We start from the raw sequence: 18,118 nt of genomic DNA, 5'->3' as shown, positions 1-18,118 counted from the left end.
GAGGGAGGGGAGGTTGTAGGTTCCGATTTGATCTGTCGGCCGGGACCGTGATGTCCAGGGGTTTTGGATGGGTGTCCGGCCGGTTTGTCGGTGGGTTCGTCCAGCCGATCTGTCGTTTTCCTCGGACACGTCGTGGATCGGTCCGCTGGGGCGGAGTGCGGATCGTGGGGTGGTTCGCTCTTTCGACGCCGCTTGGTGGGTATGGGTGTTCCCAGCGGGCGGGCCATCGAGGCAGGGAGAGATCATGGCGGTGCTCACGGGCAAGGCGGCTGTCGTTACCGGTGGCTCGCGGGGGATCGGTCGGGCTGTCGTGCTGCGGCTTGCGCGGGACGGGGCGACTGTGGTCTTCAACTACGCGCAGAACCGGGATGCTGCGGATGAGGTCGTGCGGCAGGCCGAGAAGGCGGGCGGGAAGGTCGTTGCGGTCCAGCTGGATCTGGCGGAGCCTCGCGCGGCCGAGGAGTTGTTAGCTACTGCCGAACGTCAGCTCGGCGGTCTGGACATTCTGGTCAACAACGCGGCTATGCATACCGACGTCGTGCCCATCGCGCAGACGGAGGAGGCTGTGTTCGACAGAGTGATGGGCGTGAACGCAAAGTCAGTTTTCCTCACGGTGCGTTATGCGGCGCGGCGCATGCGCGACGGCGGGCGGATCGTGAACATCTCCACCCTCAACACCGTTTTCCCCGCTCCCGGCAACGCTCCATATGCAGCCAGCAAGGGCGCCCTCGAACAGCTGACCTTGGTAGCCTCACGCGAGCTGGGCGCACGGGGCATCACGGTCAACACCGTCTCGCCCGGCGCCACGGACACCGATCTTCTGAACGCGGCCAACGAGCCGGAGAAGTTGGCGATGGCCATCGGAATGACCTCGCTCGGACGCCTCGGCCAGCCCGAGGACGTGGCGGACGTCGTCGCCTTCCTTGCGGGGCCGGACGGGCGGTGGCTGACGGGCCAGAACATTCGTGCCAACGGAGGTGTCCTCTAACGGATAGGGGAGCTGTGAGGCATTCATGTCGAGGCTGATCGAGTCGTCCTCCTCGCGAAGCCGCTAGTCAGATGACTTCGGGCGACTGTTGATCGTTTGGCTTCTTCCGGTCGCGGTGCGGTGCTGGGTTCACCTTGGGATCCTTCATGCGTGAGGGGGCTTTGACGTCCACGACGGTCACCAGACCGTCGGCATGGACGAGGAACAGATCGGGGACGTGCCGGCGGATGCGCGTACCGTCCCGGCCGACCAGATGGAAGGGCTGGGCCGCGATCTCCGTGACGTCGCTGGCGAAGTCGGCGATCAGGATGCGTGCGAGTTCCAACCGGCTCTCGTGGGCCACCAACCGGCCCGTCGTCGAGGCGTGATACCAGCCCGAATAGTGCTTCCGGCCCCGAGACCAACGGAACTCTCGTACGGGGAGCCCGCCTGCGACCTCGTCCACTGGGATCCGGTCGAGATCGGCCTCGACCAGCCGGCCGTCGCACCGCCGATACGTGACCCGGACTGTCCGGCTATCTGTCGCGTCCTCGCCACCTGCACCAGTCCCCATGGTCGCCCCTTCGTGTCCGATGTCTTCGACACCAGGACACTGGCCGCCACCAGCGCTAGCCTGATCGGAACGGAGGACAAACCCAACGAAAGACTGGACCACGGACCGCCGGCATGACGCTAACCCCGCACCGAGGGGAGACTCAGCCGGACGCGTCGAACGACAAGTTGATGACAAGTCACTTGGAAAACGACACCTCTATTCGGAACCTACAGAGGTGTCGGTCAGACGACTCGGCAGACTGCGAGAATCCGCGACTCCCAGGACGCGAGGGTCGTGATCCGCACGACGTCACCGGTGCGCGGGGCGTGGACGATCAGGCCCTGCCCGATCGCCATCCCGACATGCTCGGGCATGGCCGCAGTCCCTTCGGTGAAGAGGAGGCCGCCCGGCTCAAGGGCGTCGACCGAGACGGCTTTGCCGTCCTTGACCTGCGTGTACGTGGTCCGTGTCAGGGAAATTCCGGCGATCTTGTACGCCTGCTGCATCAGGGACGAGCAGTCACAGCGGCCCATCGGGTCGGTGCCGTGGGAGTTGGTGCAGTTCCCACCCCACTGGTACGGAGTGCCGAGCTGACCCAACGCCCACCGGATCGCCGTCCGAACCTCTCGCGGGGCAGTGGCGGGGATCTTGTACTCGCCTGGTAGCGCACCGGCAGGGATGGTGCCGAAGTCCGTCCCGTCCCCGTCCGCCGAACAGCGGCCCGCGGTACTGGGTGAAGTTTCCCCAAGGCCGGGTGGTTAGTGTTTTCGCAGGTCACGCAAGAGATTCTTTATTGTGTGATTGCCGCGTAGCGGCCGGTGCGGACTCTTTTGATCACTCCTCTCTCGGTCCAGCGAGCGAGTTGTCGATAGGTGGCGACGAGGGTGACGTCGCCGAGAAGCTCAGCGATCTCCCTTGAGTGCCACAGCCGTTCGGGTTCTGCCTGCAGGATGGCCAGGACGCGCCATGCGGCTGCAGGTCTTGCCGTGGCCGGTCTTCTCCCGGACTGTCGTCGCGGGCAGTGCGGGCTCCGGTGATGGGGGCGGCAGGAGAGTGATCGTCGTCGAGGTCACGGCCTTGCTGCCGTCGGGGCGGCCGTCCAGCTTCCGTTCCGCGTAACGGGAGATGGGGGACTTCACCTTGCGGGTGCTGATGCGGGATCGCCGTGCGGGAGACAGTGCCGACAGGACGCGGCGGCCGATCTCCCCGATGCCCTGCTCGAAGACCCCCTGCGCACCTACCAGACGGTAAGAGCCCTCGAAGTTGCTGCCGTTGGTGCAGGTGACGCTCACCCGGGCTTCGATGGTGCGCACCAGGACACCTCCGATGACCGAGAGGTAGGAGGAGTCAGCGAGCGGCTGGAGGGCCGGTGGGCGGCGGCGCCGGCGAATGCGGCCCAGGACCCGTGCGCCGGTGGTGTGCACGGCGGCGAGGACGTCGTTGGCGTCGAAACCCCGGTCCCACAGCACCCACATCTCGGAGTCCAGGTGGTGCAACAGCCTGGTGGCGTAGGAGGTTTCGCCCTCCCGGGTGGGGCCGAAGACCGCTCCGATCACGGCCCGGGTGCCGGTCTCGACCAGTGTCATCAGCTCGACCTGGGGACAGCCGCCGTGCGGGCACCGCCCCAGCCGGCCCCGGTTGCGCTCGCTGTCGGGAACCTTGATCGAGCTGCAGCCGTCGAACGACACCGTCCGATACGGGCCGAAGCGTACCCCCGGCGTGGTCGGCCGGGCCAACGGCCCGGCCAGCACCTCGAACAGCGCCCGCACCGGCGCGCTGCCGAGTCTGCGGCGCAGATCACGAAGCGCTTTCGTGCTCGGGCAGACGATCGGCATTCCCGACAGGCCGGCGGTCAGCTTGTCCCAGACCAGCCGGTAGCCGACCTCGGGGAACAGGCGCATCGCCACCAGGAAGTAGACGCCCCAGAAGCTCTCCGCGGCGGCATTGTCGAAGCATGATCCGGTGCGTCCGCAGCTCTGCCGCAGCCCCAACTCCCGTACTCGTTCCCGGAACTGGGCCGATGTGTATTCGCTGCCGCGATCGCTGTGCATCACGCAGCCGGGCTCCGGAGCGCCCCGGCCGTGGGCCATGTCGAGTGCATCGACGACGAGCCCGGCGCGGTGGTGGTCGGCCATCGCGTGGCCGACGACCTCGCGGGTGGCCAGGTCCAGCCAGCAGGCGAGGTGGAGCCAGCCCTCGGCGGTGGGCAGGTGAGTGATGTCGCCCACCAGCTTGGTCCCGGGACGCTCGGCATGGAAATCGCGGCCGATCAGGTCCGGGGCGGGCTTCGCCTTCAGATCCGGCCGGGTCAGCGAACGCCGCCTGCGCCGGCTGACACCGCGGATGTCGCGCTCACGCATCACGCGGGCGACCTTCAGCACCCGGCACAGCAGAACGACCGGGTAAGTCGCCTTCTCCGCATGGATCAGCCGGTACAGCTCGCTCACCGGTCGTTCTCCCTCACGAAGAAGGCCGTCGCTTTTTCAGGATTTCGATCGTCTGCTGCTGTTCGCGGACCTCCCTGCGCAGCCGCTTGAGTTCCTCGCGCTCGGCGCCGGTCAGCTCACCGGACCCGCCCTCGCCCCGGTCCGCCTTGGCCCGGCGGTACCAGCCGCGCAGGGACTCCGAGCTGATACCGAGCTCCCGAGCAACAGCGGTGACCGTCTTGCCCGAGGAATCCACGAGCGCGATCGCGTCCCGCTTGAACTCCTCGGTGTACCGCTTCGTGTACTTGCTTCCCACCTGGTGCTACTTCCTCTGAAACCACTCAGGTCCCAGTCTCCAGGTGTCCACGATCAAGGGGAAGCTTCACCCCGGCGATGGTCCTCACATAGGGGCTGGCCGCCCGAATGGAGGTCCACAGGATGGTGCACATCGCGGCAGCGGCCCTCTTCTTCGGGGGTCTGGTGTCGTTCCTGTTCGCCGCCCTGCTCGCCATGGCGTAAGCAGAAGTCGGTAAGCACGGCGGTGGCGGTCTCCCCTCAGCGGAGGCCGCCACCGCCACCCAGAGCGCGCGTCAACCAGTCGTCCAACGCGGCTGGCGAGGCGCCCGCCCACCCCAGGTGGCCGTCGGGACGAACGAGCATGACGGTCCGTCTCCCGCCGGTCTCCGAGAGTGCGGCCACCGCGGTATCTGCGCCCAAGTGTCTGCGGGCGGTGTCCACAAAGGCCGGTGCAACCGGGGCAGGGGCGACAAGCGCCCACCGGTGACCGAGCTCCCTGTGCAGGCGGGTGCGGCTGCCGTCCTCCCGGAGGCAGGCCAGGTCGGGTACGCGATCGCCCGCACGGGGTCCGACACCGATCCGAAAACGCGACCACCGGCCTCCCAGAAGCCCGTTGCGGTAGTTGACCCTGAGCTGCGAGGACTTCTCCCAGAGCAGCCGTTGCGCCGTCGGGAGACGGAGTAACGGAACCAGGGCACGGTCACGGACGGCGCGCACCACCATGTTGTCCGCGAGGGCCAAACGCGTAACACCGCTCGTCGAAGCCATCACCTCGCGGGCCACTGGACGCCGTTCGCCTTCATAGGTGTCCAGCAGGCGGCTGTGGGCTCTGCCCGAGGCGACCAGTGCGAGCTTCCAGGCCAGGTTCTCGGCATCACCGAGCCCGGTGTTCATGCCCTGTCCACCGAACGGGCTGTGTACGTGAGCAGCATCTCCCGCCAGCAGGATCCGGCCGGACCGGTACCTGGTGGCCAGGCTGCGCTGAATACGGAAGGTCGAAGTCCACAGGTCCGTCCATCGCTCGGGCGGCTGGATCCCGGCGTGCTCCTGAACGGCCAGTCTCAGCGCGTCCGACACACGATCGGAACCGATGTCCTCACCATCCGCGGGAGCCGACGCCACCAGTCGCCAGACGCCGTCCCCGGGCAGAGGAAATACCCCGAGCATTCCCTCCCGGTGCAGCCACGCCGACACCACGTCTCTGGGAAACGGCAACGACGCGCGCACATCCGCGAGGAGAAAACCATCCATCATGGGCGCTCCGGGAAAACCGATGCCCGCCGATGTGCGCACCTGGCTGTGCGCTCCGTCGCAGCCCACCAGCCACCTCGCGCGCACCGCTCCGTCGTCGAACTGAACAGTCACGCTCTCCGCATCCTGATCAGCGTCGACGAACTTCCGGCCCCACTCCACTTCGACACCAAGATCGCGAAGCCGCCGCAGCAACTGCGCTTCCACCTCTGCCTGCGAATTGACGAGCACGGGGCGATCCGCCAGCGTCGCATGCGCACCGACCGTCAGACGCATCAGGCACTTGCCGTTGACGTACGTGACGAACTCCGCGACCCGCACCGATCGCTCCGGCAGTCCCTCCAGAGCTCCGAGCCGGTCGAGGACTTCGGAGCCCCGCGGCTGGATCCCCAGAGCACGTGACGCTGTCGACGGCCGCCCCGCCTTGTCGACAACCCTGACCGATACCCCAGCCAGGGCCAAGCCGCATGCCAGGGCCAGCCCGGTCGGTCCCGCGCCGACCACGATCACCATTGGACCTTCCACCTGGCATCCTCTGCGACTGAGATCTGAAGTGGCCGGAGTGCCGAGCCTAATACGAGTGAGGGTTTCGCCGTTCACCGCCACCTGCGTTCCGCAGGGCTCCGGCAGACGAACTTCCATGGGTCCTGAAGCCCGCCACCGGGCAACAAAGGAACCGCACACCCAAAGGCCCGAACTGATGCTCCACGCAATTTTGGTGGGGCCAATTGGGGTTCCAAACAGCCGTTTGCGGTCACTGCTGGTGATCGAACCTGCGTCGGCCCGACGCTCGGGGACACGGGCCGGGGCACCCACCGGCGGCCCGCCGCCGGGCCCCGGCCGTGAGGGAAGGCGTCACCACGCCCGACGGCATAGGGCATGTGAGCCGGGAACGCTACGAACAGATCCTCGCGGGCGACCGCGAAGGGGGCGGGCGTATGAGCGGCGACCAGTTCACCATCGGCGACCACGCACTGGAGATCGAACCGGTACGGCCTGTCGGCGGCTTCCGACCCGCGACGGGCCTTGACCCCGGTTTCTGGACACGGGTTACGCGGCTTGCGTCAGCGTAGTTGATGTCGTTCGGAGGGCGTTCTCGTAAGCGATGGGGCTGCGGTGTGCGAGGCGGGAGTGACGGCGTCGGACGTTGTAGCGGTGCAGCCATCGGAACGCGTCGAGGCGGGCTTCGTGCTCGTCGGCCCAGTGCTTGCGGCCCTGGAGGGTCTTGCGTTTGAACGTCGCGTTGAAGGACTCGGCAAGTGCGTTGTCCGCGCTGAAGCCGATCGCGCTCATGGACTGGCGGACGCCGGCCTGGCTGCAGGCGTCGGCGAAGGCCCGGCTGGTGTACTGGGCTCCATGATCGGTGTGCAGGACCGCTCCGGCGAGGCTGCCGCGGGTGCGTCTCGCGGCGGCCAGGGCGTCGATGACGAGATCGGTGCGCATGTGATCCGCGATCGCCCAGCCGGTCAGACGCCGTGAGGCGAGGTCGATGACCGTGGCCAGATAGAGGAACCTCCCGCTCTCCAGGGGGAGGTAGATGATGTCACCGACGTACTTCGTGTTCATCTCACTCGCGGTGAAGTCGCGGCCGATCAGGTCCGGGGCCTTCGCCGCGGCCGGGTCCGCGACCGTGGTGCGGTGTCTTCGTCGCAGCCTCACGCCCGCCAGATCGATGCTCCGCATCACGCGTGCGACCCGCTTGTGGTTGACGCGCTCGCCGTCCTCGCGGAGCTCGGCGGTGATCCTGGGGACACCGTAGGTGCCGTCCGATTCCCGGTGCACGGCCCGTATCCGTGTGGCGAGATGGGCGTCGGCCTCCTGCCGGGCAGCCCGGCCGGAGGCGGTGCGGCGCCAGTAGGAGAAGCTGGAGCGGGCGATGCCCAGGATGGTGCACAGCCGCTTCACGCCGTAACGGCGCTGGTGGTCTGCGACGAACTGGAAGCGGGTCACCAGCGCGTCTCCCCGGCGAAATACTTCGCCGCCTTCCGCAGGATCTCGCGCTCTTCCTCCAGCTCGCGGATCTTCTTGCGCAGGGCCGCGTTCTCCGCCTCCAGCGCAGTGGGCGGCTCGACGGACGCCTCGGCCCGACGTCCCCGCGGCCGGCTCGCACCGGCCGCCCTGACCCAGTTCCGCAACGTCTCCGGGTTCACCCCCAGATCAGCGGCGACCGACCTGAGCGTCGCTTCGGGCCGCGACTCGTACAGCGCGACCGCGTCCGCCTTGAACCGCGGCGGATAGTTCTTCATGACCACGAGACGTCCGTTCTCAGATCCTCAGGATCCAGTGTCTCGTGTGTCCAAGATCCGGGGTCAAGGCCCGTCCGCAGGACTCGGTCCGCGTGGGAACGGGGCAGCCAGGAATCGGCTCCAGTCGCCACTTCCCGTCGCTGCCCTTGACGGCGGGCGCGTTCACGCACCGATCGCCAGATGTGACAGGGTTCGGTTTCTGCCCGCTCCACTTCGTCGGCATGCCAGCACATCGGTAGGACGAGACGAACGGGGACGCGGAGGCAGGGGGCCCTGCGATGCGGATGCGCCGCCGCCAGGGCGTGCATGGGCCCGACCGTTGTCAGTGCCGAGGTCTAACGTGCTCGGCAACTGCTCATGAGGTCCCCGTGCGACGGGTGACGGGGAGGAACAGCGCCATGCACCAGGAAATCGCCGACGAGGACCGGTTCGAGATGCCCGCCGCCTGGCTGCGGGCCCTGCCCGCGCTCCGGGCCGCCGCGAAGCCGGCCGAGGACGCGGTGGAGAAGGCCGCTCGCCGCTACGCGCAGGAGGCGGCCTGGTTCGAGGAGATGTTCTCCTCCTCCGGCAGCGACCCGGAGCTGGTGAAGGAGGGCCGGGCCCACCGGGAGGGCAGTCCCTCCCCGCTCGGAGCCGCCGTGGAGATCGCCGTCGGCTGGCACTACACGATGGTGGACGTGCTCGTCGATGCCTGCGTGACCGAGCACGGTCTGCCGTTCGCCGCCCGTGCCGTCGTGGAGCTGGGATGCGTCAACCCCCATTACAAGCAGGCAGGTTCCCGACGGTACGACGCGGCGCTGCGGAGAGCGGCCGATTACCGGACCTCCTACGTGTGGGAGACCGCCGCCCGTGTCCGGGACCTGCTCGCGGCGGTCGACGAGGAGATCCGACGGCGGGCCGTCGAGGCCCTCGCCGGCCTCCGGGACACCGCCGAGCGCCGCATCGTGGTCTCCTACCTGGTACCCGAGGAGCATGCCTGGGTCGACGAGTGCTGCGACGGTCCGATACCGGACGATTCCGTCCTGCGGCGCATGCTCCTCCTCTCCCTGCACCGGCCGGAGCAGATCGCCCGCCTCGGCGAAGGAGCACGACTCGGCTGGAACGGCTGGAACCTCCCCCTGCTCGCCACCCTCGCGCACCGGCTCGGTCCCGCCGTCGGGTCCCTGCTGGAGGACGCGTTCGACGGGGCCTACGGATCCGACGGACACCGGGACGTCGCGGGCTGGGCCGCCGAACTGCCCACCGACGACGCCTTCCGCCTGCTGCTGAAGAAGGGCGGCGACCGCAATGTCCGCCCCGCCCTGCTCGACGCCATGAACCGCTACCCGCGGCGGGCCCTGCGGCTGCTCTCCGCCACCGCGGTCGGCGACAGCGAACAGGCGTCTCTCTCCCGGATGCTGCTGCCCCTGCACGTGGCGACCCACCCGGAGCTCACGAAGGAGACGTTGCCTGCGCTGCCCGAGGCGTCCGCAGCCGTCGTCGCCCCGCTGCTGAAGCGGGGCGAACGGGAGGCAGAAGCGCCTGCGGAGGCGCTCCCCGCCCTGCTGGTCGCCCCGCCGTGGACCCGGAAGCGCACCAGCCGCAAGGCCCGTGTGGCCCGCGACGTCCCCGGGGCGCCGCAGGCCGAGGTGGCCTGGAAGCCCGGGGAGCAGGAGACCTGGGCGGCCACCGTCGTCGCTGAAACCCCTTGGTTCCGCGAGTACGACTGGTCCCGCGAGATCCAGCAGATGCAGCGGGGAAGGTGGCGGGGCGACATCCGCGCCGCCCGCCTCTTCGTCACCGGCCCCGAGGACGTCGTACGCCCGCTGCTCGACGCCTTCGCCCCCGAGCACGTCTGGGACACCGAAAGCCACCTCAGGCCCGTCGCCGCCCGCCACGGCCTGCACGCCCTGCCGATGCTGAGCCGGCTCGCCGCCCGCTACCCGGCCACCGCCGGCGGCCTGCTGCTGCCCTACCGCAGCGTCGAGGTGGCCCGGCAGATGGCCGAGTGGCTGGTGCGCCGTCAGCCGCTGAGGCCCACGGTTCTCGCCTGGCTCCGCCGCCACGGCCGGGCCGCGGTCGCCTTCCTCGTTCCCGACGCCGTCGGCCCGGTGGGCAGGGCCCGCACCCACGCCGAACACGCCTTGCGGCAACTCGCCGCAGAGGTGGGCGCCGAGGCCGTGCGGGAGGGCGCCGCCGGCTGCGGCGCCGAGGCCGAGGAGATCGTTTCCGACCTCCTCGCCGGCGATCCGCTGGAAGCCGCCCTTCCGGCGAGGATGCCGTCCCCCTGCACCTGGGCCGACCCCGCCCTGTTCCCGCAGATCCTGCTCACCGGCGGCCGCGGCGCCCTGCCCGCCGACGCCGTCCGCCACGTGACGGCCATGCTGCAGATCTCCAAGCCCGGTGACGTCTACCCCGGCCTCGCCACCGTCACCGAGCACTGTGACGCCGGCTCCCTCGCCGAGTTCGCCTGGGCCCTCTTCGAGACGTGGCGGTTCCACGGCATGCAGGCCAAGGACAGCTGGGCCCTTCACACCCTCGGCCTCCTCGGCGACGACGAGACCGTCCGCCGTCTCACCCCCCTCGTACGTGCCTGGCCCGGTGAGAACGCCCACCACCGGGCCGTCGAGGGCCTCACCGTCCTCGCTGCGATCGGCACCGACACCGCCCTGCGCCATCTGCACGGCATCTCCCAGCGTGTGCCGTTCAAGGCCCTCAAGAAGCGAGCCCGGGAGAAGATCGACGAGGTCGCCGAAGGACTCGGTCTCACCACCGACCAGCTCGCCGACCGGCTGGTCCCCGACCTCGGCCTCGCCGACGACGGCAGCACCGTCATCGACTACGGCCCGCGCCGCTTCACCGTCACCTTCGACGAACAGCTCCGCCCCTGCGTCCGCGACGAGACCGGCAAGCTCCGCAAGACCCTGCCGGCCCCGGGCGTCAAGGACGACCCGGAACTCGCCCCCGCCGAGCGCAAGCGGTTCGCCGCCCTCAAGAAGGAGGTCCGCACCGTTGCCTCCGACCAGCTGCGCCGCCTGGAGGCCGCCATGGTCACCGGCCGCTCCTGGACCGCCGCCGAGTTCCGCGAACTGCTCGTCGAACACCCCCTTCTGCGCCACTTGGTGCGCCGCTTGATCTGGCTCGGCGACGGCGACGGCACGGTGACCGCGTTCCGTGTCGCCGAGGACCTCACCCTCGCCGACGTCCACGACGACGCATGGACCCTCCCCGTCGGCGCCACCGTGCGCCTCGCCCACCCCCTCCATCTGGCGGACGGACTCGAGGACTGGGCCGACCTCTTCGCCGACTACGAGATCCTCCAGCCCTTCCCGCAGCTCGGGCGTCCCGTGCACGCCTTCACCGACGAGGAGGCCACCGGCCACAGGCTGACCCGCTTCGAGGGCGTCACCGTCCCCGTCGGCAAACTCCTCGGGCTCACCAAGCGCGGCTGGGAACGCGGCACGCCCGAGGACAACGGCGTGGAACGCTGGTTCTCCCGCCCGATCACCCGCGACCGCCACCTCGTCATCGCCCTCGACGGCGGCATCGCCGTCGGCATGGTCGACGCGTTCCCCGACCAGACCCTCGAGACCATCTGGATCGACACCGCCCCCGGCGACTACTGGCCCAACCACACGTACCCGCACCGCCTCGGCGAGATCGACCCCGTCATCGCCTCCGAGATCCTCGCCGACCTGACCGACGTCACCGCCAAGTGAGCACCGCCATGACCACAGTGAGCGACCCGCACCCGCCCCGCCTGCAGCGTCCGCCCGCAGAAGTGCGCCACGCCGACGAACTCGCCGAGCTGCGCGCCGGGGACACCGACCCGCGGCCGCCCGGCTGGCGGCTCAGCCTCCGTGCCGCCCTCCGCTTCGTGGTCGGAGACCCCGACGCCGGCATCAGCCGCAAGTTCGTCGGCAGCCCCTCGCTCGTCGAACGGGCCCTGGTTACCCTGGCCACCAACCGGGGCCTGATGCTCGTCGGCGAACCCGGCACTGCCAAGTCGCTGCTCTCCGAACTCATCGCGGCAGCCGTCAGCGGCACCTCCACGCTCACTGTTCAGGGCGGCGCGGCCACCACCGAGGACCAGATCAAGTACTCCTGGAACTATGCCCTGCTGGTCTCCGAAGGCCCCTCCCGCCGCTCCCTGGTGCCCGCCCCCATGCTCCGCGGCATGGCCGAGGGACGCATCGTCCGCTTCGAGGAGATCACCCGCTGCCCCCTCGAGGTCCAGGACTGCCTGCTCTCCCTGCTCTCCGAACGCGTCGTCGCCGTCCCCGAACTCGACGGCGACGACGGCATGGTCTTCGCCCGCCAGGGCTTCAACGTCATCGCCACCGCCAACACCCGTGACCGCGGCGTCAATGAGATGAGCGCCGCGCTGAAACGCCGTTTCAACTTCGAGACCGTCTTCCCGATACCCGACCTCGACACCGAACTCGCCCTCGTCGAAGCCGAGTCCACCGCCCTGCTCCGCGAGTCCGGAGTCGAGCGGGCACCCGACCGGGACGTCCTCGAGGTACTGGTGGGCACCTTTCGCGAACTGCGCGGCGCACCCGGCCAGGGCGACCGGCCCTCCGCAGTGATGAGCACCGCCGAAGCCGTCTCCACGGCCCACGCCGTCGGCCTGCGCGGTTGGTTCCTGCGCGGCGAGGCCGGCAACGCCGCCGACATCGTCTCCTGTCTCGCCGGCACCGCCGCCAAGGACAGCCCCGAGGACCTCGCCCGCCTGCGCCGCTTCCTCGAACAGCAGGCCCGCCTGCGCCGAGGCCCCCAGTGGCAGGCCCTCCACGAGGCCCGGTACCTGCTGGACCAACGGTGAGCACCGCCCGCGTCACCTTCCTGGGGGTGCGCCACCACTCACCGGCCTGCGCCGGCCTCGTCCGCCGCACGATCCGCGAACTGCGCCCGGCCTACGTCCTGGTCGAGGGCCCCGCCGACATGAACGACCGGATCGGCGAACTGCTCCTCGGACACGAACTGCCCATCGCCGTCTTCAGCCACTACCGCGACACCGAACGGGTCGCCACCTCCTGGGCCCCGCTGTGCGCGTACTCCCCGGAATGGGTGGCACTCACCGAGGGCCGTACCGCGGGCGCCGAGGTCCGGTTCATCGACCTGCCCGCCTGGCACCGCGCCTTCACCGACCGCCCCGACGGCGCAGCCAACCGCTACGCCGACGCCGAGGCCCGCTACAGCCGCGCCACCGAACGGCTCCGCGCCCGTTACCGGGTCGACACCGTGGACGCCCTGTGGGACCGCGTCTTCGAGATCGCCGATCCGGACGGCCTGCAGGACCGCCTGGACGCCTACTTCGCCCTGGTGCGAGGCGGCACCGAGGCCGACGTCGGGGACCGCGCCCGCGAGCAGTACATGGCCTCCTGGGTCCGTGCCGCAGTCGCACACGCCGGCAGCCGACCGGTCCTGGTGGTGACCGGCGGCTTCCACCAGCCCGCCCTGCGCGCCCTCACCGCCGCCCCCGGCACGTCTCCGGGTGCGGAACATGCCGCATGGCCCCCGGTGCCCGTCCCGCCCGACGGGGCTACGGGCGGCAGCTTCCTGGTGCCCTACTCCTTCCGCCAGATGGACGCCTTCGCCGGCTACCAGTCCGGCATGCCGTCCCCCGGCTACTACCAGCACCTGTGGGACGAAGGCCCCGACGCGGCCGCAAGGACCCTCCACCGCACCGTCGTGGAACGGCTCCGCGCCCGCCGCCTCCCCGTCTCCACCGCCGCCCTGATCTCCGCCCACACCCTCACCGAAGGCCTCGCCGCCCTCCGCGGACACCCCCGCCCCGCCCGCGTCGACGTCCTGGACGGCCTCGCCGCCGCACTGATCACCGACGACCTCGACCAGCCGCTCCCCTGGAACACCGACGGCCCCTTGAGGCCCGGCGCCCACCCCGCCGTCGTCGAAACGGTCGTCGCCTGCACCGGCGACCGCACCGGCCGCCTCCACCCCGACACTCCGCTGCCACCCCTGGTCCACCACGTGACTGCCGAGGAGATCCGCCTCGGCCTCGACGGCGACCGCACCCTCGACCTCGACCTCACCAACCCCCGGGGGCTCGAACGCAGCCGCTTCCTCCACCAGCTGCGCATCCTCGGCATCCCCGGCCACACCCGCCTCACCGGCCCCGACCATGGAGCCGACCCCCGCGACCACGAAACCTGGGAACCCTGCCCCCGCACCGGCCGCGACGCCGCACTGACCGAGGCCGGCGCCTACGGAGCCCGCCCCGACGAGGCCGCCACAGCCTTCCTCGCCCGCCGCCTCCGCGACACCGGTACAGCCGCCGACGCCGGGACCACCGCCGCCCTCCTTTTCGACGCCGTCCTCTGCGGAGTCGGAACCCTCTCCCACGACCTCCTGGACGGCCTCGCCCAGCGGATCCGTACCACCGTCGACCCCGGCCCCCTGGGGCGGGCCCTCGCCGTGGTCCTGGGCCTCTGGCGCCATGACCGCGTCTTCGGTGCAGCCCGTGACCCGCTGCTCGGCAGCGTCCTCGACCACGCCGTCGACCGCCTCTTCCACCTCGTGGAGGGCCTTCACGGCGGCCCACCCGGCGTCGACGTCCCCCGCCTGCGCGCCCTGACCGCCGCCCGCGACGCCCTCCTCCACGCCGCACCCGCCCTTGCCCTCACCCCGGAAACCGCCGCCGCAGCCGCCGCCCGCATCGCCCGCGACCGGCATGCCCCAGCCGACCTGCGCGGCGCCGCCCTCGGCCTGTGCCGCGCCCTCGGAGTCCTGACCGAACCCGCCGGTGAGGCCGAAGCGTTCGCCGCCGCGGCCGACCCCGTCGTCCTCGGCGACTGGCTGGCCGGTCTGTTCGCCCTCGCCCGCGAAGAGATCCTGCGGCCCGCCCCGAAGGGCGAACGGTCCCTGCTCGACACCCTGGACGGCGTCGTCACCGCCATGACCGACGACGTGTTCCTCCATGCCCTGCCCGCCCTGCGCCAGGCCTTCGCCTTCTTCCCGCCCCGTGAACGCGAACGCGTCGCACAACTCCTCCTCAACCGCCGGGACCTGCACGGTTCCGCCCGCACCCTGCTGCGCACCACCGCCGACCCGCTGCTCCTCGCCCGTGCCGCGGCCCTCGAGGAACACACCGACCTCCTGCTCGACCGGCACGCCCTCGGAGCACCCCGATGACCCCCGACGACCCCCGCGCAGGACTGGAACGCTGGCGGCTGATCCTCGGCGCCCCCGCCGAACGCCGCACCGGCGGCCTCGACGGCCAGGACGCCGCCCGCGACACCGCCCTCCAGTGGCTCTACGGCCGCGACGACGACCTCGCCCGCCGTGGTGAACGCCGCGGCACCGCCGACGGCCGGGAGGGCGGCGACGGCCCTTCCACGCTCACCGTCGTCGACTGGCTCGACGACATCCACCGTCTCTTCCCCCGGGAGACGGTCGAACGCCTCGAACGCGACGCCGTGGAGACTTACGGCATCGACGAGATCGTCACCGATCCCGACGTTCTTCTCCGCGTAGAACCCAGCACCAGCCTGCTGCGGGCCGTGCTGCGCACCAAACACCTGATGAACCCGCAGGTTCTGGCCGCCGCCCGGCGCATCGTCGAAGCCGTCGTGCGCGACCTGACCGAGCGGCTGAGGCCGGATATCCGGCGCGCCCTCACCGGAGCCCGCTCCCGCCGCCCCAGCCGGACCCCCCTCGCCCGAAACTTCGACTTCAGGGCCACGATCCGCGCCAACCTCGCCCACTATCGGCCCGAGGACCGCCGCATCCTCATCGAGCAGCCGCACTTCCACTCCCGCACCCGCCGCCACATCGAGCAGTGGCAGCTGATCCTCCTCGTCGACCAGTCCGGCTCCATGGCCGGATCCGTGATCCACTCCGCCGTCACCGCTGGCTGCCTATGGGGCCTGCCCGGACTGCGCACCCACTTGGTCGCTTTCGACACGCAGGTCGTCGACCTCACCTCCGACGTCACCGACCCCGTCGAACTCCTGATGAAGGTCCAGCTCGGCGGAGGCACCGACATCGCCCGCGCCGTCGACTACTCCGCCGGCCTCGTCGGCAACCCGCGCCGCACGATCGTCGTTCTGATCACCGACTTCTACGAGGGCGGCGACGCCCACCGCCTGACCCGCACCGTCCGCGACCTGACCGGACAGGGCGTCACCGTCCTCGGCCTCGCCGCCCTCGACGAGGAGGCCGCCCCCTCCTACGACCGCGACCTGGCCGGCCGCCTCGCCGAGGCCGGCGCACACATCGGCGCCATGACCCCCGGCCACCTGGCCGAATTCGTTGCCGAGAGAATGGCCCACGGAGGACGAACGGCATGATCCGCACCGACCTGCTCGCCCTCACCCCCGACATCCTCGCCGCCCTCGCCAACCGCGGCCTGGTCAAACGCGCCGCCAAGGATCTCGACGCCGGAGCGGGCCCCGACCTGGACGTCACCGGCGACCACACCGTGCACGGTTGCTTTCCCGACGGCACCGAGACCCGACTGCCGCCCGGCGCCACCCTGCAGGACGCCCGTTGCAGCTGCGAGGCCCACGGGGTCTGCCGCCACCGCATCGGCCTCGTCCTCGCCTACCAGCGCACCGCGACCGCATCGGACACCCCGCCGCCTTTCACCGACTGGTCCCCCGGAAACATCGACGACACCGCCCTGGCCGAGGCCTTCGGCCGTCCCGCCCTCACCGCGGCCCGTCGCACCCGCGACCGCGGCTACCAGGCCGTCCTCCACCGCCCCACCCCCGCCGACCCCGTTCCCGCCGTCGAACTCCCCGCCTGCACCGTCCGCTTCCCCGTGCCCCACCGCCCCGGCTTCGCCGTCACCGACGCAGCCGAGCCACTGCGCGGCGCGACGGTCGTACTTGCCGTCTGGGCCTTCCGAGCCGCCGACACCGAGGGCAGCGACCGAGTCACCGTCGGAGGAGAGAAGACGACCCCGGACCACGGCGACAGCGCCCACCGCGCAGCCATGGACCTCGTCGACGAACTCCTCGTCGAAGGCGTCCCCCAGGCCGGCCCCGTCCTGGACGGAACCCTCCGTCGTGCCGGCGCCGCCCTCACGGCCGCCGGCCGCCACTGGCCCGCCGCGGCCCTCGAGGGGATACGCCACCAGTTGGCCGAGCACGCCGTCCGCGGCGCCCGCCACGACCGCGAGACCCACGCCCTGCTCCTCGCCGAACTCCACGCCCGCCACCGCGCCGCCCCCACCGACCCCGCAGCCGTCCTCGGCACTGCCGAGACGGCCCGCACAGCCTTGCGTCGAGTCCGCCTCGTCGCCCTCGGCTGCCATGTCGACGGCTCCGCCGGCGACCGCACCGCCGACGTTTTCTTCGCCCACCCCGATGCCGGTGTCGTCCTCGTTCTGCACAAACGCTGGGAGCTGCCCGACGGTCAGGCGCCCACCGGCCATGACCTCGGCTCCCGCAGGATCCTCGGTACAAACCTGCGCACCCTTGCCGCCGCCAACGTGGTCAGCGAGGCCACCTCCCGCACAGCCGGCCGCGCCGTGGAGATCTCCCGCGGCCGGATCGCCACCACGTCCGTCACTCCCGTCGGCACCGCCTGGGACGACCTGCCGCCCGGGCTGCTGGTCACCGACCTCGCCGCACAGTTCCCCGCCCCAGGTACCCTCCTTCCCCGCCTCGTCCGCCCTCGGGTGGAGGCCGAGTCCATGCGCGTCCTCGCCGTCGCGGAGGCCGGACCCGTGCGGTACGACCCGGCCGCACAGCGCCTCGAAGCCGTCCTTCACGACCCGGCCGGCAACGAGGCCCTGCTGAGCACCGCGCACAACCCCCACTGCCCCGGCGCCCTGGACGCCCTGACCGACGCCCTCGCCTCCGGCACCGCCGACCGGATCAGCGGTTCCCTCCGCCATGACCGGGGCAGGGTCCTCCTCGCCCCTCTCGCCGTCCGCACCTCCCACGGCGTCCTCGTCCCCGACCTCGCTCCCGGCGACGGCGACACCGGCCTCCCCGTCGCCCCGCACCCCCCGGACGACCCCCTCACCACTGCCCTGGAACAGGCGCTCGCAGCCCTCGCCGAGGCCGCCCACCACGGCCTGAAGAACCTGGCTGCCACCGACCACGCCACCCTCGAATCAGCAGCCGCCCTCCTGCGCCGAACCGGCTTCCACACCACCGCGGACAAGGTCTCCGCTGTGACAACCGCCCTCCGCACCCACGGCCCGGCCACCGCCACGTCCCACTGGCACACCGCCGTCATCCGCCTCGCCACCACCCTGGAACTCCACCGGGCCGGCCCGTACACGTCGCCGTGACTGGAAGTGATGGTCCGGTGCGTTCACGTTGAGTTCCGGCATCTTGTGCACGTCACCCTTGATCAGCTCCCGGTTCGGTGGGACAGGCCGGGCTCATGTGGGGGCGGTCGCGGGCGGGCGGCTGGTGGT

Annotated in this window: 11 protein-coding genes and 1 pseudogene; 6 read left to right on the top strand and 6 right to left on the bottom strand. The window is 70.8% G+C overall.

Annotated elements, in window-relative coordinates:
- The first annotated feature begins 244 nt into the window (after positions 1-244).
- Positions 245-988, top strand: a complete 744-nt coding sequence (locus tag ACWH4W_RS25470) for an SDR family oxidoreductase (protein WP_473078181.1) — start codon at positions 245-247, stop codon at positions 986-988.
- A gap of 67 nt (positions 989-1,055) precedes the next feature.
- Here the strand turns inward: ACWH4W_RS25470 and ACWH4W_RS25465 are convergent, their stop codons facing one another.
- The 6 genes and pseudogenes from ACWH4W_RS25465 to ACWH4W_RS25440 form a co-directional block, all read right to left on the bottom strand.
- Complete coding sequence (locus ACWH4W_RS25465) at positions 1,056-1,541, bottom strand: TnsA-like heteromeric transposase endonuclease subunit (RefSeq protein ID WP_473078180.1); 486 nt, start codon at positions 1,539-1,541, stop codon at positions 1,056-1,058.
- Between the two features lie 224 nt (positions 1,542-1,765).
- Positions 1,766-2,266, bottom strand: a pseudogene (locus ACWH4W_RS25460) (C40 family peptidase); the annotation flags it as partial.
- A gap of 159 nt (positions 2,267-2,425) precedes the next feature.
- A complete protein-coding gene (locus ACWH4W_RS25455) occupies positions 2,426-3,970 on the bottom strand; it encodes an IS3 family transposase (protein WP_473078179.1) in 1,545 nt (514 codons plus the stop codon).
- 13 nt (positions 3,971-3,983) lie between these two features.
- A complete protein-coding gene (locus tag ACWH4W_RS25450; RefSeq protein ID WP_473078178.1) occupies positions 3,984-4,265 on the bottom strand; it encodes a transposase in 282 nt (93 codons plus the stop codon).
- Between the two features lie 239 nt (positions 4,266-4,504).
- Positions 4,505-6,010: an FAD-dependent monooxygenase gene (locus ACWH4W_RS25445; RefSeq protein WP_473078177.1), complete on the bottom strand. Its 1,506-nt coding sequence runs from the start codon at positions 6,008-6,010 to the stop codon at positions 4,505-4,507.
- Between the two features lie 537 nt (positions 6,011-6,547).
- Positions 6,548-7,749 (bottom strand): IS3 family transposase gene (locus ACWH4W_RS25440; RefSeq protein WP_473078176.1). Its coding sequence is split into 2 segments (ribosomal slippage): positions 6,548-7,458 and positions 7,458-7,749, totalling 1,203 coding nucleotides; the frame shifts between segments, so codons are not numbered across the junction.
- Between the two features lie 392 nt (positions 7,750-8,141).
- Here ACWH4W_RS25440 and ACWH4W_RS25435 point away from each other — a divergent pair.
- Genes ACWH4W_RS25435 through ACWH4W_RS25415 form a run of 5 tightly spaced genes read left to right on the top strand, consistent with a single transcriptional unit; the run spans position 8,142 to position 17,989 of the window.
- Positions 8,142-11,441, top strand: coding sequence for a DUF4132 domain-containing protein (locus ACWH4W_RS25435; RefSeq protein ID WP_473078175.1), 3,300 nt, complete (start codon positions 8,142-8,144; stop codon positions 11,439-11,441).
- Between the two features lie 8 nt (positions 11,442-11,449).
- On the top strand, positions 11,450-12,547 hold the full coding sequence (locus tag ACWH4W_RS25430) for an ATP-binding protein (RefSeq protein ID WP_473078174.1): 1,098 nt from the start codon (positions 11,450-11,452) through the stop codon (positions 12,545-12,547).
- On the top strand, positions 12,544-14,877 hold the full coding sequence (locus ACWH4W_RS25425) for a DUF5682 family protein (protein ID WP_473078173.1): 2,334 nt from the start codon (positions 12,544-12,546) through the stop codon (positions 14,875-14,877). The genes ACWH4W_RS25430 and ACWH4W_RS25425 overlap by 4 nt, the downstream gene beginning before the upstream one ends.
- Positions 14,874-16,034: a VWA domain-containing protein gene (locus ACWH4W_RS25420; protein ID WP_473078172.1), complete on the top strand. Its 1,161-nt coding sequence runs from the start codon at positions 14,874-14,876 to the stop codon at positions 16,032-16,034. Before ACWH4W_RS25425 ends, ACWH4W_RS25420 begins: the two co-directional genes overlap by 4 nt.
- The gene (locus tag ACWH4W_RS25415) at positions 16,031-17,989 is read left to right on the top strand and encodes a hypothetical protein (protein ID WP_473078171.1); all 1,959 of its coding nucleotides are present in this window, start codon (positions 16,031-16,033) and stop codon (positions 17,987-17,989) included. The genes ACWH4W_RS25420 and ACWH4W_RS25415 overlap by 4 nt, the downstream gene beginning before the upstream one ends.
- Positions 17,990-18,118 lie beyond the last annotated feature (129 nt).

The organism is Streptomyces sp. DSM 120436 (assembly GCF_055778765.1).
This window is presented reverse-complemented; position numbering and strand designations above follow the sequence as displayed.